The 21,284-nt window shown below is 72.4% G+C and carries 19 protein-coding genes; 13 read left to right on the top strand and 6 right to left on the bottom strand.

Features of this window, described 5'->3' with window-relative positions; genetic code table 11:
* The first annotated feature begins 1 nt into the window (after nt 1).
* From ACQPXG_RS39765 to ACQPXG_RS39745, 5 genes are all read left to right on the top strand, one after another.
* The gene (locus ACQPXG_RS39765) at nt 2-937 is read left to right on the top strand and encodes a Zn-ribbon domain-containing OB-fold protein (RefSeq protein ID WP_433464306.1); all 936 of its coding nucleotides are present in this window, start codon (nt 2-4) and stop codon (nt 935-937) included.
* The gene (locus ACQPXG_RS39760) at nt 937-1,992 is read left to right on the top strand and encodes a thiolase domain-containing protein (RefSeq protein ID WP_433464305.1); all 1,056 of its coding nucleotides are present in this window, start codon (nt 937-939) and stop codon (nt 1,990-1,992) included. Before ACQPXG_RS39765 ends, ACQPXG_RS39760 begins: the two co-directional genes overlap by 1 nt.
* Nucleotides 1,985-3,142: a thiolase domain-containing protein gene (locus ACQPXG_RS39755; protein WP_433464304.1), complete on the top strand. Its 1,158-nt coding sequence runs from the start codon at nt 1,985-1,987 to the stop codon at nt 3,140-3,142. The genes ACQPXG_RS39760 and ACQPXG_RS39755 overlap by 8 nt, the downstream gene beginning before the upstream one ends.
* A gap of 41 nt (nt 3,143-3,183) precedes the next feature.
* Nucleotides 3,184-4,752, top strand: coding sequence for an acyl-CoA synthetase (locus tag ACQPXG_RS39750; RefSeq protein WP_433464303.1), 1,569 nt, complete (start codon nt 3,184-3,186; stop codon nt 4,750-4,752).
* Nucleotides 4,753-4,889: 137 nt separating this feature from the next.
* Nucleotides 4,890-5,360, top strand: coding sequence for a MarR family winged helix-turn-helix transcriptional regulator (locus ACQPXG_RS39745; protein ID WP_433464302.1), 471 nt, complete (start codon nt 4,890-4,892; stop codon nt 5,358-5,360).
* A 14-nt stretch (nt 5,361-5,374) separates the two neighbouring features.
* On the opposite strand, the gene ACQPXG_RS39740 is transcribed toward ACQPXG_RS39745, so the two are convergent.
* Nucleotides 5,375-6,709 carry a cation:proton antiporter gene (locus tag ACQPXG_RS39740; protein ID WP_433464301.1) on the bottom strand — a complete coding sequence of 445 codons (1,335 nt, stop codon included), beginning with the start codon at nt 6,707-6,709 and terminating at the stop codon, nt 5,375-5,377.
* Nucleotides 6,710-7,321: 612 nt separating this feature from the next.
* Here ACQPXG_RS39740 and ACQPXG_RS39735 point away from each other — a divergent pair.
* Nucleotides 7,322-8,563 (top strand): serine/threonine-protein kinase, encoded by a 1,242-nt coding sequence (locus ACQPXG_RS39735; RefSeq protein WP_433464300.1) that lies wholly within the window; start codon nt 7,322-7,324, stop codon nt 8,561-8,563.
* A gap of 121 nt (nt 8,564-8,684) precedes the next feature.
* Here the strand turns inward: ACQPXG_RS39735 and ACQPXG_RS39730 are convergent, their stop codons facing one another.
* A complete protein-coding gene (locus tag ACQPXG_RS39730; protein WP_433464299.1) occupies nt 8,685-9,875 on the bottom strand; it encodes a lipid-transfer protein in 1,191 nt (396 codons plus the stop codon).
* Nucleotides 9,872-10,321: a Zn-ribbon domain-containing OB-fold protein gene (locus ACQPXG_RS39725; protein WP_433464298.1), complete on the bottom strand. Its 450-nt coding sequence runs from the start codon at nt 10,319-10,321 to the stop codon at nt 9,872-9,874. Before ACQPXG_RS39725 ends, ACQPXG_RS39730 begins: the two co-directional genes overlap by 4 nt.
* 201 nt (nt 10,322-10,522) lie before the next feature.
* Between ACQPXG_RS39725 and ACQPXG_RS39720 the strand changes: the two genes are divergently transcribed.
* From ACQPXG_RS39720 to ACQPXG_RS39710, 3 genes are all read left to right on the top strand, one after another.
* A complete protein-coding gene (locus ACQPXG_RS39720; protein ID WP_433464297.1) occupies nt 10,523-11,290 on the top strand; it encodes an SDR family oxidoreductase in 768 nt (255 codons plus the stop codon).
* Nucleotides 11,291-11,313: 23 nt separating this feature from the next.
* Nucleotides 11,314-12,273, top strand: coding sequence for an LLM class F420-dependent oxidoreductase (locus ACQPXG_RS39715; protein WP_433464296.1), 960 nt, complete (start codon nt 11,314-11,316; stop codon nt 12,271-12,273).
* Nucleotides 12,274-12,380: 107 nt separating this feature from the next.
* Nucleotides 12,381-12,680, top strand: coding sequence for a Fe-S cluster assembly protein HesB (locus tag ACQPXG_RS39710; RefSeq protein WP_433464295.1), 300 nt, complete (start codon nt 12,381-12,383; stop codon nt 12,678-12,680).
* An 81-nt stretch (nt 12,681-12,761) separates the two neighbouring features.
* On the opposite strand, the gene ACQPXG_RS39705 is transcribed toward ACQPXG_RS39710, so the two are convergent.
* The 3 genes from ACQPXG_RS39705 to ACQPXG_RS39695 are packed head-to-tail and all read right to left on the bottom strand — an operon-like array spanning nt 12,762 to nt 15,263.
* Entirely contained in the window at nt 12,762-13,058 is a 297-nt protein-coding gene (locus ACQPXG_RS39705) for a hypothetical protein (RefSeq protein ID WP_433464294.1), read from the bottom strand.
* Between the two features lie 43 nt (nt 13,059-13,101).
* On the bottom strand, nt 13,102-14,202 hold the full coding sequence (locus tag ACQPXG_RS39700; protein WP_433464293.1) for a hypothetical protein: 1,101 nt from the start codon (nt 14,200-14,202) through the stop codon (nt 13,102-13,104).
* Nucleotides 14,199-15,263 carry a phosphotransferase family protein gene (locus tag ACQPXG_RS39695; RefSeq protein ID WP_433464292.1) on the bottom strand — a complete coding sequence of 355 codons (1,065 nt, stop codon included), beginning with the start codon at nt 15,261-15,263 and terminating at the stop codon, nt 14,199-14,201. Before ACQPXG_RS39695 ends, ACQPXG_RS39700 begins: the two co-directional genes overlap by 4 nt.
* Before the next feature lie 103 nt (nt 15,264-15,366).
* On the opposite strand from ACQPXG_RS39695, the gene ACQPXG_RS39690 reads away from it, so the two are divergent.
* The 4 genes from ACQPXG_RS39690 to ACQPXG_RS39675 all read left to right on the top strand — a co-directional run bounded on the left by ACQPXG_RS39690 (nt 15,367) and on the right by ACQPXG_RS39675 (nt 21,246).
* Nucleotides 15,367-16,017 (top strand): MBL fold metallo-hydrolase, encoded by a 651-nt coding sequence (locus tag ACQPXG_RS39690; protein ID WP_433464291.1) that lies wholly within the window; start codon nt 15,367-15,369, stop codon nt 16,015-16,017.
* Nucleotides 16,014-16,682: an HAD family hydrolase gene (locus tag ACQPXG_RS39685; RefSeq protein WP_433464290.1), complete on the top strand. Its 669-nt coding sequence runs from the start codon at nt 16,014-16,016 to the stop codon at nt 16,680-16,682. The genes ACQPXG_RS39690 and ACQPXG_RS39685 overlap by 4 nt, the downstream gene beginning before the upstream one ends.
* Nucleotides 16,683-16,826: 144 nt before the next feature.
* Entirely contained in the window at nt 16,827-17,030 is a 204-nt protein-coding gene (locus tag ACQPXG_RS39680) for a PspC domain-containing protein (protein WP_433464289.1), read from the top strand.
* An 88-nt stretch (nt 17,031-17,118) separates the two neighbouring features.
* Complete coding sequence (locus tag ACQPXG_RS39675) at nt 17,119-21,246, top strand: hypothetical protein (RefSeq protein WP_433464288.1); 4,128 nt, start codon at nt 17,119-17,121, stop codon at nt 21,244-21,246.
* Nucleotides 21,247-21,284: the final 38 nt, after the last annotated feature.

Genomic DNA, 21,284 nt, shown 5'->3' with positions numbered 1-21,284 from the left:
GGTGCCATCTGAACAGGGGCCCAACCACGTCATCGGGTTCCCCGGCGGCTACACCCGCTCGGTCGGGCCGGTGATCGGGCGCTTCCTCAGCGAGCTGCGCGACGGCCGGATGGTCGGAGTCCGCACGGCGGGCGGCAGGGTGCTCGTCCCGCCGGCCGAGTGCGACCCCGAGACCGGCGAGGACGTCACCGGCGAGTTCGTCGAGGTCGGCCCCGCCGGCACCGTCACGACCTGGGCGTGGGTGCCGCGCCCGGCCAAGGAGCATCCGTTCGACCGCCCGTTCGCGTGGGCGCTGATCCGCCCGGACGGCGCCGACACGGCACTGCTGCACGCGCTCGACCTCGGCGTCTTCGAGGCCGACGCGAAGCCGCCGAGGTTCCTGAAGACCGGGATGCGGGTGCGGCCGAAGTACCGCGCGGAGCGCACCGGGACCATCGGCGACATCGAGTGCTTCCTGCCCGAGGTCACGATGATCAACCCGGAGGCGGCGCTGGAGTACCGGCTGAAGGGCGGCCGGGCGCTCGGCCGGTTCCTGCAGGGGATCTCCGAGGGCCGGATCGTCGGGCACCGCTGCCCGGTGTGCGAGAAGGTCATCGTGCCGATGAAGGGGTTCTGCCCGCGCGACGGCGTCCCCACGAGCGAGGAGGTGGAGCTGCCCGACACCGGCACCGTCACCACCTTCGCGGTCAACAACATCCCCGACCCGCGCGCGCCCGAGGTGCCGTTCGTGTCCGGCTACGTCCTGCTGGACGGCGCCGGCCTGACGATGCTCACGCTCGTCGCGGGCATCCCGGCCGACCAGGTGCGGATGGGCATGCGGGTGAAGGCGGCGTGGCGGCCCCGCGCGGAGTGGGACCGGTCTATGGCCAACATCAAGTGGTTCGAGCCGATCGACGAGCCCGACGTCCCCTTCGAAGAGATCAAGGACTTCATGTAATGCGTGATGTCGCAGTCGTCGCGTTCGCACAGAGCCATCACAGCGCCGAGGACCAGGGGCTCGCGGAGACCGAGATCGTCCTGCCGGTGATCACGGAGATCAAGGAGCGGACCGGGCTGTCCCGGTTCGGCTTCACCTGCTCGGGGTCGTGCGACTACCTGCAGGGCGCGCCCTTCGCCTTCGTCTCCGCACTCGACACGCTCGGCGCGTGGCCGCCGATCTCCGAGAGCCACGTCGAGATGGACGGCGCGTGGGCGCTGTACGAGGCGTGGGTGAAGCTCCAGATCGGCCAGACCGACACGGCGCTGGTGTACGGGTTCGGCAAGTCGTCCCAGGGCGATCTCCGGGCGATCATGACCCAGCAGCTCGATCCGTACCACCTGGCTCCGCTCGGCGTCGACCAGGTGTCGATGGCCGCCATGCAGGCCCGTGCGTACATGGACAAGGCGGGCGTGAAGGAGGACGACCTGCGCGCGGTCGCGGCACGGTCCCGCGCGTCCGGCCGCGACAACCCGTTCGCGCTGCACCTGCCGGACCCCGAGGGTGACGACTACGACGTGGCGCCACTGCACCCCTACGACGTCGCGCCCATCACCGACGGAGCGGCGGCGATCGTCCTCGCGGCCGGCGACAGGGCGCGGGAGCTGTGCGAGCGGCCCGCGTGGATCACCGGCATCGACCACCGCACCGAGCCGCACTCGCTGGGCGTGCGTGACCTGACCCGCTCGGAGGCCGCCCGCATCGCGGGGGAGAAGGCCGGGGCGGCCGGGAAAGATGGCGCGACCGGTATCGAGGTCGCGGAACTGCACGCGCAGTTCAGTCACGAGGAGCTGATCCTGCGCGAGGCGCTCGGCCTGGGCGGCGGCGTGACGGTCAACCCGTCCGGCGGGGCGCTGTCGGCGAACCCGGTGATGGCGGCGGGCCTCATCCGGATCGGCGAGGCCGCGTCCCGCATCCACGACGGGACGGCGTCCCGGACGCTCGGGCACGCCGCGTCCGGCCCCTGCCTCCAGCAGAACCTCGTCTGCGTGCTGTCGGGAGAGAACCATGGCTAAGTCCTGTGCGGTCATCGGCGTCGGGCAGACCGAGTACAAGACCAAGCGCCTGGACGTGTCGATGGCGGGCCTGGTCCGCGAGGCGGCCCGCCGTGCGCTGGAGGACGCGCAGCTGACCTGGAAGGACATCGACGCCGTCGTCGTCGGCAAGGCGCCCGACCTGTTCGAGGGCGTGGTGATGCCGGAGGTCTTCCTGGCGGACGCGCTGGGCGCGACCGGCAAGCCGCTGCTGCGGGTGCACACGGCCGGCTCGGTCGGCGGGTCCACGGCGATCGTCGCGGCGAACCTGATCCAGTCCGGGGTGCACGAGCGGGTTCTCACGATCGCCTGGGAGAAGCAGTCGGAGTCCAACGCGACGTGGGCGCTGACGGTGAACGGGCCGTTCACCACGTCACTCGTCGTCGGGGCGGGGGGCTACTTCGCGCCGCATATCCGCGCCTACATGCGGCGGTCCGGCGCGCCCGACCACGTCGGAACGCTCGTCGCGGTCAAGGACCGGCAGAACGCGCTGAAGAACCCGTACGCGCACCTGAAGATCCCCGGCATCTCCCGCGAGATGGTCGAGTCGACGCCGATGCTGTGGGAGCCGATCCGCTACCTGGAGACCTGCCCGTCGTCGGACGGCGCGTGCGCGATGGTGCTGGCCTCGGAGGACGCCGCCAAGAAGGCGCCGAGCCCGCCCGCGTGGGTGCACGGCACGTCGATGCGGTCGGAGCCGATGCAGTTCGCGGGCCGCGACACCGTGAGCCCGCAGGGCGGCAAGGACGCGGCGGCGGACGTGTACCGGCAGGCCGGGATCACGGACCCGCGCAGCGAGCTGGACTGCGCCGAGGTGTACGTTCCGTTCTCCTGGTACGAGCCGATGTGGCTGGAGAACCTCGGGTTCTGCGGAGAGAGCGAGGGGTGGAAGCTCACCGAGGCGGGCGCCACGGCGCTGGACGGCGACATCCCGTGGAACGCCTCCGGCGGCGTCCTGTCGTCCAACCCGATCGGCGCGTCCGGGATGATCCGGTTCGCGGAGGCCGCGCTGCAGGTGCGCGGGCAGGCCGGCGAGCACCAGGTGGACGGCGCGCGCCGCGCGCTCGGCCACGCCTACGGCGGCGGCGCCCAGTTCTTCGCGATGTGGATCGTCGGCAGCGACAAACCCTGATTCCCTATCCACTGGCGCGACAGACCCTCGGAGGACGTCCGATGGAGTACAACCACGCTGACCTGTTCGAGGGAGTCGTGGACGCGGTCGGGGAGCGGGTCGCCCTGGTGTGCGGCGACCGGCGGCTCACCTACGCCGAGCTGGACGAGCACGCCAACCGTCTCGCGCACCATCTGGCGGACGCGGGCGTCCGGCCCGGCCAGCATGTCGCCGTCCAGCTCTACAACGGCGTCGAGTACGCGGCGGCGATGCTGGCCACGTTGAAGATCCGGGCCGTGCCCATCAACGTCAACTACCGGTACGTGGAGAGCGAGCTGCTCTACGTGTACCGGGACTCCGACAGCGTCGCGCTGCTGTACGACGTGGAGTTCGAGGAGCGCGTGGCGGCGACCGTCCCGGAGGCGCCCGAGCTCAAGCACCTCGTCGCGGTGGGCGGCACGCCGTCCATCCCGGGGGCGGTCGCCTACGACGAGGCGCTGAAGGACGCGGACGGCGCGCGCGGCTTCCCCGCGCGCTCCAAGGACGACCTCTACATCATCTACACCGGCGGGACGACCGGGATGCCGAAGGGCGTCATGTGGTCGACCGAGCAGATGCTGCTCGCGTTCTGGAACCCGGCGTTCCCGCCCCCGTCGAAGCCCGCGGACGTGGTGGAGAACGCCCGCAACGGCGGGCCGATGACCATGATGCCGGTGGCGCCGCTGATGCACGGCGCCGCGCAGATGGCCACCTGGATCGCCTGGTTCATGGGCGCGACGCTCGTCTACACGCGCAAGTTCGACGCGGCCGACGTGTGGCGGACGATCGAGCGGGAGAAGGTCAACTCGCTCACGATCACCGGGGACGCGATGGCGATCCCGATGGCGGAGGAGCTGGCGCGCGGGGACTACGACACCTCCTCCCTGCTGGCCTACGTCTCCACCGGCGCGATCTTCACCGGGACGGTCCGGGACCGCATCCAGGAGCTGCTGCCGAACACGATGATCCTGGACCGGTTCGGGTCGACCGAGTCGGGTTCGACGGCCGCCGCGGTCGCCGGGTCGACCCCGGAGAAGGGCCTGCGGTTCGCACCGGACGTGGAGAACGTCACCGTGCTGGACGACGCGTTCCAGCCCGTCAAGCCGGGGTCCGGCGTCATCGGCCAGGTCGCCCGCACCGGGTACATCGCGCAGGGCTACTACAACGACCCGGAGAAGACCGCCAGGACGTTCCCGATGGTGGACGGGAAGCGCTGGCTGCTCACCGGCGACATCGCCACCGTGGAGGAGGACGGGTCGATCGCCGTGTACGGACGCGGCTCGCAGGTGATCAACACCGGTGGCGAGAAGGTGTTCCCGGAGGAGATCGAGGCCGTCCTGAAGGGGCACCCGGCCGTCTACGACGCGGTCGTGACGGGCATTCCGGACGAGCGCTGGGGGAGCCGCGTCGCGGCGGTGATCCAGCCGTCGGCGGCCGAGCCGCCGGCCGAAGAACTGGACGCGCACTGCCGCAGGCACCTGTCCGGTTACAAGGTGCCGCGCGTCTACGCTTTCGTCGCGGAGATGAAGCGTTCGCCGGCCGGAAAGGCGGACTACCGCTGGGCGAAGCAGGTGGCCGAGGGCGCACGGTAGAGGCCGGCTCGCCTTCGCCGTACGCGGCCGCTCGTCCCCGCTGGTCCCGCTCCGCGCGCGCCCTATAGAATCTCCTGCAGAGAGTCGCTCTTGAAATGAGCCTCTCTATATGAGAGAAAAAGAGGGAGAGGTGGGGCGTGTCGACCCCGGAGCGCGGACGGATGGCGGGCGAGCTGCAGATGGCGATGCAGCGCAGCACGATGTTCACGGTGCTGCTGCACCATGCCACCGCGAGCAAGGCGGGCATGAACGTCACCGACGCGCAGTGCGTGAACGCGCTGACGCTGGACGGGCCGCAGACGCCGGGACAGCTCGCGCAGCTCATGGGCATCACGACCGGCGGGGCCATCACCGCGGTCATCGACCGGCTGGAGCGGGCCGGCTACGTCCGGCGCACCCGTGACCCCGACGACCGCCGGCGCGTGATCGTCGAGCTCGTCGAGGAGAACGTCGTCCAGTTCGCCCAGTACTTCGAGCCGATCGGGCGCGCCTTCCGCGAGCGGCTCGAAACCTACACCGACGAGCAGGTCGCCGTCCTGCTCGACTGGGTCCGCCACAACAACGAGGCGATGCCCGGGATCATCGACGAGATCCGCAAGCTCCCCTGAGCGCGGGCAGGCCTTCATGCGGCGGTCTGCTGGGGCGTCGACTGCGGCCCGTCCAGGTCCGGCGACAGGTAGCCGTGGCCCCGCCGCTGCGAGCGGGCCAGCCATACGCCGGCGAGCTGGGAGGTGAGGATCGACAGCAGCACCAGCGCGACGAAGAAGGTCGCGTTGATGACACCCGCGGCGAAGGTCACCGCGGCCAGCACGATGCCGGGGCCGCCGCGGGCGTTCATCGCCACCGCGAAGTCGGTCGACCAGGTCCGGGTCCGGCCGGCCAGCCGCGCGCCCGCCCACACGCTGCCGAACTTGACCACGCAGGCGGCGGCGAACAGCCAGCCGAAGAAGAGCAGGTCCAGGTCGTGCGCCAGGTCGATCTGGAACCCCACCAGCGCGAAGTAGACCGGCACGAAGAACGCGAGCGCGAACCCCCGCAGCAGGCCGAGCCCGGGCGACTCGGCGGACGCCGGGTCGGCCATGGCGACGCCCGCCAGCAGCGCGCCGAAGATCGGATCGATGCCCAGGGCCATGCAGCACAGGCACAGCGCGAACAGGAACACCAGCCGCAGTGCCGCCGGGCTGCGCCGCTCCAGCACCCGGAGCCGCCAACTTCCGGACAGCCACCGGAACAGTGGCCGGCCACCGGCGAGCAGGACCACGAAGAACAGCACGGATGCGGCCACGTAGTAGGCCACGTACTGCCCGGTCCCATCGGCGCCGATCAGCTCGGGCAGGCCGTAGGTGGAGTGCGCCTGGACGTTGGCCAGCCCCAGGATCACCGCCAGCACGACGTACAGCAGGACGTCCTCGATCACCGCGACGGTCAGCACGGTGCGGGCGAACAGGGTGCCCAGGATCCCCAGGTCCATCATGATCCGGGAGATGACCGGGATGCTGGTCACCGCGATCGCCAGCCCCAGCACCAGAGAGATCGCGGTGGCCGAGCCGTGCGGGCCGGCCAGTGCGGCGAGGTCGGCCACCTGCGCGATGGCCAGGCCTCCGGCGAAGGGGATCACCAGGCCGGTGACGGTGGTGAACAGAACGGTCTTGCGCTCGGCTCCCTGGCCGCCCGGCCGCATCTCCAGCCCGGCAAGGAACACCATCAGGATCGTGCCGAGATGGTAGACCGCGCCCAGCAGGTGCGCCGTGGGCGTGCCGGACGGGGCCAGCCAACTGGAGGCCCCCGGGGCGGCCAGAGCCAGTGCACTGGGCCCCAGGAGCACTCCTCCGGCGATTTCGCCGATCACCGGTGGCTGGCGCAGCCGGAAGAACAAGGCCGCCCCCAGGTGCGCGGCCAGTAGGAAGACCGCCAGCACGATCAGCATCCGGGCCACGTCGTCGACCGCCAGGGACATCGCTCTCGCCTCCTTGCCGAGCACGGGGGACTGGTCACCCGCGGTGGCGGGCGGCAGGGGCGAGCGCCGGCCGGCAAGGCATGACTCGCCAGGTGCACCATGTGTAGTTAAGACCTGACGTTCCGCGAACTAAACTCCTATAGGGAACTATCTGTGACGTTATGTTCACTATATGGAGTCGATCGTCGCCTGGCGATGCCAGCGGCGCCAGGTGAGGATTGCCGTGAAGCGAGCGTCTTGCGCCCATGCGGGAGCGACGTCGCGTGAACGAACGCCCGGCTCGTGGCCGGGGCGGCGGTGCGGAACGGGGGCCGTCGGCTCCGGGGCGCCCCCAATGGCCCCGGAGCCGATCGGGCGGGGTCCGGGAACGGCCGCGGCGGTCCCCCCGGCCGCGGCGGCCGCCCCCGGAGTCTCAGGAACTTCGCAGACCCGCCGAGAGGGTGACATCAGACACGTGACCGCTCCACCCGGGGTCACACAGGGTCAGCATGGTGATTTGAGTCACATTGTCCCTGGTGGGCGGCCTGCCGGCCCGGCCGGCGCCGGTCCCGGCGGTCCTCGCGGAATGAGATCATTCCTCCGCGGAACGTGATGACGAGGGGCCGGTGAATCGTGGAACCACTCCGTCCGGAGGACCCCGCCGAGGTCGGCGGCTACCCGCTGCTGGCCCGCCTCGGCGCCGGCGGCATGGGGCAGGTCTATCTGGGGCTGACCGGCGGCGGACGGCATATCGCCGTCAAGGTGATCCGGGACGATTTCGAGGGGCCGCAGGCGCTCGCGCGGTTCCGCCGCGAGGTGGCGACCGTCGAGCGGGTGCGCAGCCGGTTCGCCGCGGCGATGGTCGGCGCCGGCCTGGACACGCCGCCGCACTGGCTGGCCACCGAGTACGTGCCCGGCCCGACGCTGCGGCAGGCCGTCGCCGAGTACGGGCCGCTGCCCCCGGACACCTGCCTGCGGCTGCTCGCCGAGCTGGCCCAGGGGCTGCTGGAGATCCACCGGCACGGCGTCCAGCACCGCGACCTCAAGCCGGGCAACGTGATCCTCGCGCCGGACGGGCCCAAGCTGATCGACTTCGGTATCGCGCGCGGCGAGGACCAGACGCAGATCACCCAGACCGGGGCGTGGAACGGCACCCCCGGCTTCGTCGCGCCCGAGGTCGTCCGCGAGCAGCAGCCGCTGCCAGCCTCGGACGTGTTCTCGCTCGCCGGCACGATCGCCTACGCCGCCACGGGACGTCCGCCGTTCGGCGGCGGCCGCATCGAGGCGGTCATCCACCGGACCCTCGGCGGCGAGATCGACCTGGACGGGGCCGACCCGCGCGTCGCCGAACTCGTCCGGCTCTGCGCCGCGAAGGAGCCGCAGGCCAGGGTGCCGCTGGAGCGGCTGCTCCAGATGGCCGCGGCGCAGGCCCCGCTCGCCGCCGTCCGGCGGCCCGGCGGGCTCGTCCCCGGGCGCGCAGCAACCCCGGAACGGCACCGGCGGCGGAACCGGCGGCGCTCCGCCGGACCAGATCCTGGTGAAGCAGCCGACCGACGACTTCGCGAACCTCCGGTGGTCCAAGGCGAACTCCGCGTGCCAGCCCGCCGTCCGTCCCGAGGACTTCAAGGTCGCCAGCGACATCCAGACGTCACTGCCGCGCGAGCCGTACACCAAGCAGACCGTCGACTTCGGCCTGCGCTTCAAGTACACGAACCCGTCGAAGTACTACGTGGCCGTTCAGGTCCGTCCTCCGATCGAGCAGCAGGGGAACAGCGTCACCGGGGAGGTGGCGAGCAAGCCGCACCTGTACCCCGGGAACAGCGCGTGGCTGCAGATCCACTATCCGTCCGAGTTCCAGTGGCAGGGCGCGGGTAAGGGCACCTACCCGCTCATGAAGGGCGACTGGACGGTCATCTAGCTGCACGTCCACCCGAACGGCGACGCCTACTACCTGGCGTGCGACGGGTTCACCGTCGCGTGACCGCCCTGCGGCCGGTCACCGGACGGCGATGACCGCGGAGCCGTGGCCGAAGAGGCCCTGGTTCACCGCGATGCCGGCCCGCGCGTCCGCGACCTGGCGGCCCTCGGCCCGCCCGCGCAGCTGCCAGGTCAGCTCGCACACCTGCGCGATCGCCTGCGCCGGGATCGCCTCGCCGAAGGACGCGAGCCCGCCGCTCGGGTTGACCGGGACACGGCCGCCGAGCGTGGTGGCGCCGGACCGGAGCAGTTCCTCCGCACCGCCCCTCTCGCACAGCCCGATGTCCTCGTACCAGTCCAGCTCAAGGGCCGTGGACAGGTCATAGACCTCGGCGAGCGACAGGTCCCCGGGGCCGATGCCGGCCTCCTCGTAGGCGGCGTGCGCGACGGCCGACCGGAACGGCCGCTCGGGCTCCGGCGCCGTCATCGCCGAGTCCGTCGCGAAGTCGGGCAGGTCCAGGACGGTCTTCGGGAACGTCGGCGTCACCGTCGACAGCGCCGGGATGCGAACGGGATCGGTGGCCCCGTGCCGCCGCGCGAACTCCATGGACGTCAGGACGAGCGCGGCGCCGCCGTCGCTGGTGGCGCAGATGTCGAGGAGCCGCAACGGGTCGGCGACCACGGCGGACTCGCGCACGTCCTCCACGGTCACCTCCTTGCGGTACCGGGCGTTCGGGTTCGACAGTCCGTGCCGGGCGTTCTTCACCTTCACGGCGGCGAAGTCGTCCAGCGTCGCGCCGTACATGGCCATCCGCCGGCGCGCGTAGAGGGCGAAGTAGATCGGGTTGGTCGCGCCGAGAAGACGGAACCGCAGCCAGTCGGGGTCGTCCGGGCGGTCTCCGCCGACGGGCTTGAAGAAGCCCTTGGGCGCGGCATCGGCGCCCACCACCAGGGCGACGTCGCACAGACCGGCGAGGATCTGCGCGCGCGCCGTGTTGATGGCCTGTGCCCCAGACGCGCACGCCGCGTAGCAACTGGACACCCGTGCACCCGACCAGCCGAGCGCCTGCGCGAACGTGGCACCCGCGATGAACCCCGGATATCCGTTGCGGATGGTGTCCGCACCGGCCACGTACTGGACGTCCGGCCACGTGAGGCCCGCGTCGGCGAGCGCGGCCCGCGCCGCCGCCAGCCCGTATTCGACGAAGTTGCGCCCCCACTTGCCCCACGGATGCATCCCCGCGCCCAGCACGGCAATGTCGCGCGTCATTTCACGGGCCTCCACATCCATACGGTGTACTCGGCTTCGTCGTCCTCGTAGAGGACACCCTCGGTCAGCTCGACCTCCATGCCGACGGCGAGGTCGTCGACGGTGTGGCCGGGGGCGACCTGGCCTAGGACGACCATCCGTTCGGCGTCGAGTTCGACGGCCGCGACGGCGTAGGGGACGAACGGGTCGGGGGAGACGTACGGGGGCGGCGGCTTGTAGCGGGAGTCGGCGTAGGACCAGATGCGCCCGCGACCGGAGAGGGCGTACGGCTCCAGTTCCGAGCCGTCCTTCGGGCCGGTGCAGCCGGGGTTGCGGCACGCCAGCTCGTTGCGCGGGAAGTACGGCGTTCCGCAGGCGGTGCAGCGGGTACCCAGCAGGCGGACGTCCCCGCCCTCGGTGGCGAACCAGCCCTCGATCGCCGGACGACGCTCCTTGGTGGCTGTCACGCGGCCCTCCCTGTTCTCCCGCCCGGTGTCATACCGGCGCAGCGTACCAATCAAACGATCGTTAGAAAGATGGGCCGTCCGGTGACCGGGACGGAAGCGTCCGGGGCCAGCTAACTGACTCGTCAGTCACTTCGGTACAGTGAACCGAGTCGGATTCTGCCCATGCCGCCCACAGGGTGCGAACAGGTAGGGAGCGCGCGGATGCGGACTGGACTTCAGGGAAGGACGGCCCTGGTCACCGGGGCGTCCCGGGGGATCGGGAAGGCGATCGCGACCGCGTTCGCCGCCGAGGGCGCCAACGTCGTCCTCTCCTCCCGCAAGCAGGAGGCGCTGGACGAGGTCGCCAAGGAGATCGGCGCGGCGTACCCGGACGTGGGCGTGCTCGCCAAGGCCGCGCACGTGGGCGACGCCGAGCAGGCCGCCGCGTGCGTGGACGCGGCCGTCGCCGAGTTCGGCGGCCTCGACATCCTCGTCAACAACGCCGGGACGAACCCCTACTTCGGCCCGATGGCCGACATCGAGCCCGCCGCCGCGGCGAAGACCGTCCAGGTCAACCAGTTCGCGATCGTCCAGTGGACGCAGCTCGCGCTGCGGGCGTCGCTCGCCGAGCGCGGCGGCGCGATCATCAACATCGCGTCGGTCGGGGGCATGGTCACCGAGCACGGCATCGGCTACTACAACGCCACCAAGGCGGCCGTGATCCACCTCAGCCGGCAGTTCGCGATGGAGCTGGCGCCGAAGGTCCGGGTGAACTGCATCGCGCCCGGCCTGATCAAGACGCACCTCGCCCGCGCCCTGTGGGAGAACAACGAGGCCGAGATCAGCAAGTTCATGCCGCTCGGCCGGATCGGCGAGCCGGAGGACATCGCCAACGCCGCGGTGTTCCTCGCGGGCGACGCCTCGTCCTGGATGACCGGGCAGACCCTCGTCGTGGACGGCGGCGCCACCGTCCGCCCCTCGATCGCCTGATCGCCAGGAACAAGGAGAACCGAATGTCACGCTGGGGACTGACCATTCCGCTGACCGGGCTCCCGCTGGCCGAGCACCGTGAGATCGTGTCCGGGCTGTCCGGGCTCGGATACACCGACGCCTGGTCGGCCGAGACGAACGGCGCGGACGCGTTCACGCCGCTGGCGCTCGCCTCGCAGTGGGACCCCGAACTCCGGCTCGGCCCGGCGATCGTGCCGGTCTACACGCGCGGCCCCGCGCTGCTGGCCCAGCAGGCCGCCACCCTCGCCGGTCTCGCACCCGGACGGTTCGTGCTCGGCATCGGCACCTCGTCCGACACGATCGTGCAGCGGTGGAACGGCATCCCGTTCGAGGAGCCGTACAAGCGCACCCGCGACACGCTGCGCTTCCTCCGCAAGGCGCTCGCGGGGGAGAAGGTGAAGGAGGAGTACGACACCTTCGCCGTGAAGGGCTTCAAGCTGGACAACGCGCCCGCGGCGCCGCCGCCGATCGTCCTCGCGGCGCTGCGTCCCGGCATGCTGCGGCTCGCCGCCCGCGAGGCCGACGGCGCGATCACCAACTGGCTGGCGCCGAAGGACGTCCGGACGGTCCGCGGCGAGCTGGGCGACGACCCCGAGCTGATCGCGCGGCTGTTCGTCTGCCCGACCGAGAACGCCGAGGAGGCCCGCGCCATCGGCCGCTGGATGATCGCCGCGTACATGACGGTCCCCGTATACCGGGCGTTCCACGAGTGGCTCGGGCGCGGCGAGGCACTCCGCCCGATGAACGAGGCGTGGGCGGCCGGCGACCGCAAGAAGGCCCTGGAGGTCATCCCGGACGAGGTCGTGGACGACCTGATCGTCCACGGGTCGCCCGAGGCGTGCCGGGCCCGTGTCCGCGAGTACGCCGACAACGGGCTCACGACGCCCGTCCTCGCGATCGTCCCCGGCGGGAACCTGTCCCTGCCGGACGCGGTGCGGGCCCTGGCGCCGAGCGCGGACTGAGATCGGCCGATCACGGATCGATGTTCCCGGCCATGTTTACCGCCATGGGGATCGGGGAGGGTGGGGCAGATCCGATCCGAGAACGAAATAAACGTGAGGAGCTGATCGTGCTCACGCTGACCAGCGGTGCCGTTCAGGTCATTCGTACTGTGACCGCGAATCCGGAGCTTCCGCCCGACACCGGCATCCGCATCGAGTCCGGCCTCGACGGCTCGGACGCCCTGCGGCTCTCGGTCGCCCCCGCGCCCGAGGCCGGAGACCAGGTCGTCGAGGAGGAGGGCGCCAAGGTGTACCTGGAGCCCTCGGTCGCCGAGCTCCTGGACGACAAGACCCTTGACGCCCAGGTCGACCCGCAGGGCGATGTGGCCTTCACCATCGCCGAGGGGGGCGGGGGCACCCCTACCTGACGTGCGGAGGACGAGACCGGGGCACGTCCGCCCGGGCCGCTCCGGTCTCGTTTCCCGCGCGCTCTCTGAGCGCTTGCTCTCTCAGCGCATCGCCATGACGACGGCGACCACGGCGAACACGAACGCCGCCGTGGTGAGGATCATGAAGGCGCCGATCACCGCGCAGGCCAGGCCGCGCGGCTGGTCGCGCCAGGTTCCGTAGCGGTCGCGCACCTGCCGGTCCAGATCCCGGAGCGGAGCGCCGGCGGAGTGGAGGGAGCTGGACCGGCGGCCTGTCCCGGAGGGCCTGGGGGGTCGTCCCTCCAGAGAGGACTCGTCCAGTTCCTTCCGGGACGGCCGTCCCGCGTCCGGGGGGTCGGGCGAAGGCGGGGTCGTCACGGCCGCCAGTCTGGCAGATCGGCCGCCTCCGAGCGGAAGACGGTCACCGGGCGAAGGACGGATGCGGGCCGAGCGCCCAGTACTCGAAGAGGCCGTGCCCGGTGACGGTCCCGCTGGGCTGTGCGCCGTCGAGGTACTCGTACCGGCCGACGGCGTCGACCATGCCCCACATGAGCGCGGCGTCGTCCGGCTCGCGGGTGTCGTAGGAGACGCCCTCCACCTTCAGGTCGGGTCCCTGGTACATGCCGTGCTTCCAGCCGGGCTCCAGCCCGTACCCGGTGCCGACCATCAGGTGGACGGGCAGGATCGGCGTCGCCCTGATCTCGAACGGCTCCCCGCCCGGCGGCGCGAACCGGAGCGTCGCCGTGACCACGTCACGGGTGCCCTCCGCGTACTCCGGACGGTATTCGGGACGCCCCAGGTACTCGGCCTCACGATCGGGCCAGACGCGGGTGGCCTCTTCCAGGACACGGCGTCCCTTCTCGTCCTCCTGCACGATGCAGAGGATCGAGTGGTCCTCGAACTGCATCGGCGCGTACAGCCAGTAGAAGGTGCCCGCGTTCTTCACCTGGATGCCCGGCGGCTCTGGCTCGCCCACGGGACGGATGCCCCAGGAACGGTCTCGCGAGCCCCACCAGTGGTCGGGGGTGACCTCGATGGTCTCGCCGTCGACCGTGATGGTTCCCGCCCAGCGGCCCGTCTGCGCGAGGCGTCGTGAGTCGAAGACGACGCGTTCCTGCCAGCGCAGGTAGTGCGGGGGCTCCAGCGTGGCGGGGATCGCCCCTTCCCAGGTGAGGTCGAACGACAGGCCGTGCTCTGTCTCGTCCAGGACGACCCGGAGCCTCTTGAGTCCTTCGATGACCTCGACGCGGAACGGGCCCACCGTGGTGTCCATGCGGTCGTTCCCCAGTTCGCGGGACGCCCTGACCACCTTGTGCACCGGCCCGCGCCGGACGACCGCGAAGGCGTCCATCACCCCCAGGTTGGGGTACTGCCCGATCCCGATGATCATCATCAGCTCGTCCGAGCAGGGGTGGACGTTGAAGTAGTACCGGTCGTAGAAGTTGCGGTCGGACGTCGTGACGTGCCGCATCACCTCCGGCGCCTGGTGGATCGGGTAGTCGTCGAGCGGCGAGAGCGTCACCGGTCCCCCTCCAGGATGCGGGCGAGCAGCTGCGTGCAGTTGTTGTCGTACGGAAAGTCGGCGGACTCGTCGATCCAGCCGAAGTCGATCATCGCCTGCCCGATCCGGGCCATGATCACCGAGAACTTGAAGCCGGACAGGATCTCGTAGTAGGCCATGTGCCGCATCGGGCGTCCGAGCAGCTCCTCGTAGCGGGCGACCGTCTCCGCGTAGGACGGGAAGCCGGGCAGCCGGGCCGCGCCGACGCCCTCGGAGTGGTGCCGGTCGAGGAACATGAACCAGGCGAGGTCCTCCTCCGGGGCACCGAGCACCGCGGTCTCCCAGTCCAGGACGGCCGCCGGGACGCCCGCCTGGAAGATCACGTTGCCGATGCGAGCGTCGCCCCACAGCGCGACGGGGTCGTCCGGCTCGTCCGGACGGTTCGCCTTCAGCCACTCCAGGGCCTTCAGCGCCGTCTCCTGCGGGCCCTTGTAGGCCCATGGCAGATAGCGCTCGTAGTAGCCGAGCCGCTGGCCGAGGCCGGGCGCGCCCCACTCCGGCTGGTCGAGGAAGCCGAGGCCGAGCTCCCGGACGTCCAGCCGGTGCAGGCTCGCCATGATCTCCAGGGTGGACCACCACATCGCCGCGCGTTCCGCCGGCGCGACCTCGGTCACCCAGCCGCCGGAGTGGTACGGCGGCATGTCGGTCGGGACCCGGCCGTCGACGCGTCCCATCACGAAGAAGGCGGCGCCCAGCACGTCCGGGGACGGCTCGTACCAGCGGATCGGCGGCACCGGGATGCCGGTGCGCTCGTCCAGGACGCGCATCAGCCGGTACTGCTCCGCGAACCGCGGCTCGGGGAAGATCTGGTACTTCTCCGGGGCGACCCGTGCGACGAGCCGCTCCTTCCGCGCCGTGCCGCCGTCGGTCCACTCGGCCTCGAACATCAGGGTCTCGTTGGAGAATCCGCTGGTCTGGGGGGTCTCCACGTGCGGGATGCGGACTCCGGGAAGATGCCGGTCCAGCCACCGGGTGAGACGCCGTCTGGTGATCTCGGGGTCGCGTTGGTCGGGAACGGGCATCGCCGCCTCCTTGCGCCGGGTCGCGCCCAAATTAGGACGTGTTCTATCAACGGCCCCGGGGCCGGTCAATGGGACCGGACGCCCGGCGTGGAAAAATCGCCTGATGCGTCTCACCAAGCTCGGGCACGCCTGCGTGCAGATCAGCAAGGACGACCGCACGATCGTCATCGACCCCGGCGCGTTCAGCGACGCGTCCGGCGCCCTCGCCGGCGCCGACGCCGTCCTGATCACCCACGAGCACTTCGACCACTTCGACGCCGACGCGCTCCGCGCCGCGATGGCCGAGCGTCCCGCCCTGGAGGTGTGGACGTCCCGCGTCGTCGCCGAGAACCTCGCCGACCTCGGCGGCCGCGTCCACCAGGTCGGCCACGAGGACGCGATCACGATCGCGGGCTTCGACGTCCACGTCTACGGTGAGGACCACGAGATCCTGCACCCGGACGTCCCGCCCATCCCGAACACCGGGTTCCTGATCGACGGGGAGGTCTTCCACCCCGGAGACGCGCTGACCGTCCCCGCCGAGCCCGTCCCCACGCTGTGCCTGCCCGGCAACGCGCCCTGGATGAAGATCACCGAGCTGTTCGCCTACACGCGCGCGGTCGCGCCGGAGCGGGCCTTCGTCATCCACGACGGCCTCCTGAACGACATCGGCCTCACGGTCATGGAGACCGCCGTCACGAGGGCGGGCAACGAACTGGGCAGGGAATTCCGCCGCCTCGTCCCCGGCACCTCCGTAGACCTGGCCGCCGCGTGAACCTGACCCCCCGCAGGATCCAGGCCGTCTTCTTCGACATCGGCGAGACCCTCATCAACGAGGGCGAGATCTACGGGCGCTGGGCCGACTGGCTGGGCGTGCCGAGGCACACGTTCCTCACCAAGCTCGGCGCGCTGCTCGCGACCGGCGGCACCCACATCGACCTCTTCGAGTACTTCCGGTCCGGGTTCGACCTGGCGGAGGAGGAGCGGAGACGCGCCGAGGCGGGCGTCCCCAACGGGTTCGGGCCGGAGGACCTGTACCCGGACGCCCGGGCGTGCCTGTCCGGCCTGCGCGACCAGGGGCTCTTCGTCGGGATCGCGGGCAACCAGCCGGTCCAGGCGGCCGAGCAGATGGCGGCGCTCGGCCTGGACGCGGACGTCGTCGGCATCTCGGACGTGTGGGGTGTCGGCAAGCCGTCCCACGAGTTCTTCGAGCGCTGCGCCCAGCTCGCCGACGTCCTCCCCGACCGCGTCCTGTACGTGGGCGACCGCATCGACAACGACGTCCGGCCGGCGCTGGCGTTCGGGATGCGGGCGGCGTTCCTGAGGCGCGGCCCCTGGGGGCACATCCAGGAGGACGGCGACGCGCTCCGCGACTGCCTGTTCGTCCTGGACGACCTGGCCGGCCTGCCGAAGCTCGTCGCCGAGTACAACGCCCCCTAAGGGACGTCCCCTAATTCCGGAGTATGGGCGAGAACAGGTCGGACGGCTGATGTGAGGTGTGCTGTCCGGTTCGTAGCGTGAAGAACGTGGCCGTGAGAACCGCGGCCGTGTTCACCGCTCGACGAATCGGGGAGAGAAGAAACCATGAACGGCCTCTACCGTCCGCGCCGCGACCGGATCATCGCGGGTGTCTGCGCCGGCCTCGCACGCCGGTTCGGCATGACCCCGTGGACCGTCCGGCTGCTGTTCCTGCTGTCGTGCCTGCTGCCCGGGCCGCAGTTCGTCGTCTACCTGGTCCTCTGGGTGATGATGCCGGCCGAGGACCGGTACATGGCGGGCGCCCACTAGCCAAGATCAACGATTGCGCTCGACCGGGCCCGCCCGGGGGGTGTTAGATCGGGGCACCACCATTCCCGTGGGAAGGGGAGGAGCCGCGGTGCCCGACGAGGCCCCGGGTCCCGGCCGGCCCGGCCGGGCCGTGGACGAAGCCGCCGCGCGCGAGGCCGAGCACGCCGCGCGGCTGCTCGGATACCTGCGCGACCTCGCCCGGGCCCGGCGGCGCCCGTCCCGCGACCTCGCCGAGCACGACCACGTCCACTGGCTCGCGGAACTGCCCGGCGACGTCTACGTGGAGCGGGACGCCGGGCCCGGCGACGTCCTGTTCAGCGTCCCGGTGATCCCGCTGACCCCGCCGGTCGTGCTGGACGAGTTCGACGGCTGGCTCGCCCTCCGCAACTGGTACCGGATCCTCCGCGACCTGTCCGGCGCGGAGGTGGTGCTGGCGACGGGCCTGCTGTCGTGGCGTCCGGCCGTCCACGACCATCTGCTGAGCACGCCCGTCCGGATCGTCCTGGACGAGCGGACGGAACGCATCGACGTCGTCCTCACGGGCCACACGAGCCTGTGCGACCGGGAGCTGCTGGCCGGGCATCCCGGCTTCCGGCCCGCCGGCTGGGTCTCGGACGCGGTGCAGGCCGGGCAGGGATTCGGGCTCAACGCGTCGGTCGGGGACGTCCTGCGCAAATGGTGCCAGGTCGCGCTCACGAGCCCGGCCGACTACCGCGAGGACTGGACGCCCGACACCGACGGCGCCTCGCCCGCGCCGCGGATCCGGCTCGCGCCCGCGCTCGTCGTCCGCCCGCAGGGCCGCGAGGCCGTCGCCGACCACCACGCCAGGCTGCTCGGCCTGCTGCCGCGCGGCGTCCCGGACGGCCTCGGGCGGTTCGTCTCGGGGACCAGGAGACCCCAGGTCATGCACGTGCCGGAGCGCGCGCCGGAGACCGTCCCGGACCTGCTCGCCGGGCTGCTCGCCCGAGGGCACCGCGTGCTCGTCGCGACGTCCGGCCCGGCCGCCTCCGCCGCGCTGCGCGCGGCGCTGCCGCCCGGCCTCGCCGCCCTCACCGCCACCGACCCGTCCACGGCGGCCCGGGTGGCGGACGGCGTCCGCGGCCGGGGCCCCGCCCCCGACCTCGGTCCGCTCACCGACCGGGAGGAGGCCGCCGCCCGGCGGGTCGCCGAGATCGCCGAGCGCCTCCGCCGCGGCGCGCCGGAGGAGCCTCCGCCGGACCCGGGCGGCGAGGACCCCCAGCTGTCGTGGATGCCCGTCCGGCCGGACATGCCGGCCGGCCCGCCCATCACCCGGTCCGAGGCCGCGGAGCTGGTGGTCCTCCTCGCGGAGGAGACCACCGAGCGCAAGGCCCGCACCGCGCAGCGGGACATCGACCCGGGCGCCCTGCCGAGCGCCGCCTACGTCCGCACGCTGATCGACGCGGAGACGGCCGCCGCCGAGCGCGCCGAACGCTCCAAGACCGACCTCTCCCAGCGCCTCCGCGACAGCGACGTCACCCTCCTCGCCCGTCTCGACGGGGACGCCTCCGCCGTCGGCGCCGCGTTCCGCGACCTCGGCCTCGACGGCCACCCGGGCGGCTGGAACGCCTCCGACCTCGCCGTCCGCGCCCTCGGCGACGCGCTCGCCGAGCGGCGCCCGCTCATCTGGGCCCGGGTCGTGGAGATGACGTCCCGCGCCCAATGGGCCGAGCGCGCCCTGGCCGAGCTGGGCGGCCACGAGATCGAGCTGCCCGCCGACGCGGACCTGCGCGGCCTGGCGGCCGCCGCCCAGGACCTCCGCACGTACCTGGCCGACGGCGGCGCCCTCAAACGCGGGCCTCTGCGCTCCTCCGCCCAGCGCCAGGCGGAGCCGCTCCTCGCCACGGTGACGGTGGACGGCGCGGCGCCGGCCACGCCCGAGCTGCTCGACCTCGTCCACACCGACCTCATGGTGCGGATCACCTGCCGGGAGCTGCAGTACGTGTGGGAGGCCGCCGGCATCTCCTTCCCCGCCGACCTGGCGCCCGCCGACCGCGTCGCCCGTTTCGTCCGCGCGCACGCCCGCCTCGCCCGCGTCCGGGACGCGATGACCGCGCTGGACTCGACGCGGCGGCTCCTCGAACGCTCCGGTTTCCGGATCCCGCTCGCGCATCCGATCCAGTGGCACGACTACGCCGCCGCCCTCCGCAACGCCCTCGAAGGGCTCGGCGTCAACCGCGCCACCGCCGACCTGGACGCCCTCCGCGACTCGATCGGCCCCGTGGACGACGACGACCCCCCCGAGCTTCGCGCCGCCCTCGCCGCCATCGACGCCCGCGACGCCGCCGCCTACGGCCGCGCACTCGGCGCCCTGGCCGAGGCCCGCCACGAACGCTCCCGGCAGAACCGCTGCGCGGAGCTGATCGCCCGCGTCCGCGCCGTCCACCCCGACCTCGCCAACCTCATGATCGCCACCGACGGCGACGAGGTCTGGCACGCCCGCACCCGCCGCTGGGACGACGCCTGGGCCTGGGCCCGCCGCCGCGCCGCGCCCCCCGCCCCCGCCGACGCGGAGGAACGCCTCCGCGCCGCCCTCGCCGCGGCCGAGGACGACCTCCACAAGGCCCGAGCCGACCTGACCGCCGCCCGGGCCTGGACGTCCGCCGCCGCCCGCGCGACCTCGGCCCCCGACGTCGTCCCCGCCTGGATCCTGCCCCTGTGGCGCATCCCGGACGTCCTCCCGCCCGTCCCCGAAGGCTTCGACGTCGTCATCGTCGACGGCGAGCACGAAGCCGGCGCCGAAGCCCTCTACGTGCTCTGGCACGCACCACGCGTCATCCTCGTGGGGCCACCGGGTCCCGCCCTGCAACCCCCGGAAGGCCCGCCCCCGACCACCCTCCTCCCCGCCCACCTCCACGAAGCGGTGACCCCCACGAGCTCCCTTTTCGCCGCGCTCACCACCGCCCCCTCACCTGATCGTCCGGACGAGGCGCCGCAGGAGCCGCCTGCCTCGCCGCCACGTCCCGGCGCCCCGCCACCCGAGGCGGACCGAGGCCCGCGTGCCCCCGAACGGCCGGGCGGCCCGCCCGCACGACCGAGAGCACTGTCCGAGCGGCCCGACGCGACTCAGCGGGACGTGCCGATCACGCCCCCGGTGCCACCGCCGCCACCTGAAGGCCCCGGCGCCCTGCCGACGCGTCCGAGTGTGCGCCCGTCCGCCGCACCTCGCGAGGGAGCACCGCTGACCGGCCGCGACCCGCGCCCTCCCGAGCGTCCGGCCGCCCCGCCGGCGCGCCCGGGCGTGCCGGCGTCCGAATCGCGCCCCGGCGGCCCTCGCGAAGCCGGGCCGGGGAAGGTCCCGGACCCGCGTGCTCTGGAGCGTCCGCGAACTCCGCCTGAGCGACCGGACGTGACGGCGCAGGACCTGCGCGTCCCGCCGCGTCCCGCGGAACCCCGTGACGGCACGCCCAACGCTCCCAGGGGTGCGAGCGGGCCGTCCGAGCGGCCTGACCTGACGCAGCGGGACCTGGAGGCACCCTCGCCCCCGGCGTCGCGGCCCGGCGCGCCCGCGCAGGGCTCCCGGGGGCCCGGCCAGGGTGCGAGCCTGCCGCCTCGACGGCTGGACGCCCCGCGGCGGGAGCCGCGGGAGCCGGGGCCGGGGACTCCGCGCGCCCCGGGTGGGGGTCCGAGCCTTCCGCCTCGGCGGCTGGACGCGGCAGGCTCGAACGCGCGCGGACCTGAGACGAACCCCGGGCCGCCCGCACCCCGATCGGACATCCCCGCCCTGTGGGGCAAGCCCGGCCCCCTACCGAAGCCACCGCTCCCACCCGAGGCCCCCGAACCACCCCCCCGCCCCCAGACCACCGGCCCATCACCCCGCCCCGAGTCGGTCGGCCCATCCCCCCGCCCCCAGGCGGCCGGGCCACCGTCCCACCCCGAGACGGCCGGTCCTTCGCCCAGGCCCGAGACGGCCGGGCCACCGTCCCGACCTCAGACTGCTGGGCCGCCGCCCCGGGCCCAGGTGGGCGAGCCGTCGGCTGGGCAAGGGCTGGTGAGGCGTGGGCGGTCGATCGCCGGCTACAAGCGTCCCGAGTTGGTCGAGATCGTCGGGCACATCGCCGAGCTCGAGCCGGATCTCACCGACGAGCAGATCGTCGAGCTCGTCACCCGTCTCCTCGGCTGCCCGGAGGACGAGGCCCTCCTCGTCGGCGCCCGGCTGCGCTACGCGGTGGAGGCGTACCGGGAGGGCACCGGCTGACCGTTCGAGTCCGCTTCCGCGCGCTTTCGACGACCGAG

This window comes from Spirillospora sp. CA-128828 (assembly GCF_050945415.1).
In the GTDB taxonomy this organism is placed as follows: domain Bacteria; phylum Actinomycetota; class Actinomycetes; order Streptosporangiales; family Streptosporangiaceae; genus Spirillospora.
The sequence above is the reverse complement of the archived record's forward strand: the minus strand, read 5'-3'. Positions and strand labels throughout refer to the sequence as shown.

What these genes read in the sequence shown, in the direction of transcription:
- ACQPXG_RS39740 (WP_433464301.1), bottom strand. Translation starts at nt 6,709, where the DNA reads ATGTCCCTGGCGGTCGACGACGTGGCCCGGATGCTGATCGTGCTGGCG.
- ACQPXG_RS39715 (WP_433464296.1), top strand. Translation starts at nt 11,314, where the DNA reads ATGTCACGCTGGGGACTGACCATTCCGCTGACCGGGCTCCCGCTGGCC.
- ACQPXG_RS39720 (WP_433464297.1), top strand. Translation starts at nt 10,523, where the DNA reads ATGCGGACTGGACTTCAGGGAAGGACGGCCCTGGTCACCGGGGCGTCC.
- ACQPXG_RS39730 (WP_433464299.1), bottom strand. Translation starts at nt 9,875, where the DNA reads ATGACGCGCGACATTGCCGTGCTGGGCGCGGGGATGCATCCGTGGGGC.
- ACQPXG_RS39695 (WP_433464292.1), bottom strand. Translation starts at nt 15,263, where the DNA reads ATGCCCGTTCCCGACCAACGCGACCCCGAGATCACCAGACGGCGTCTC.
- ACQPXG_RS39760 (WP_433464305.1), top strand. Translation starts at nt 937, where the DNA reads ATGCGTGATGTCGCAGTCGTCGCGTTCGCACAGAGCCATCACAGCGCC.
- ACQPXG_RS39755 (WP_433464304.1), top strand. Translation starts at nt 1,985, where the DNA reads ATGGCTAAGTCCTGTGCGGTCATCGGCGTCGGGCAGACCGAGTACAAG.
- ACQPXG_RS39690 (WP_433464291.1), top strand. Translation starts at nt 15,367, where the DNA reads ATGCGTCTCACCAAGCTCGGGCACGCCTGCGTGCAGATCAGCAAGGAC.
- ACQPXG_RS39750 (WP_433464303.1), top strand. Translation starts at nt 3,184, where the DNA reads ATGGAGTACAACCACGCTGACCTGTTCGAGGGAGTCGTGGACGCGGTC.
- ACQPXG_RS39680 (WP_433464289.1), top strand. Translation starts at nt 16,827, where the DNA reads ATGAACGGCCTCTACCGTCCGCGCCGCGACCGGATCATCGCGGGTGTC.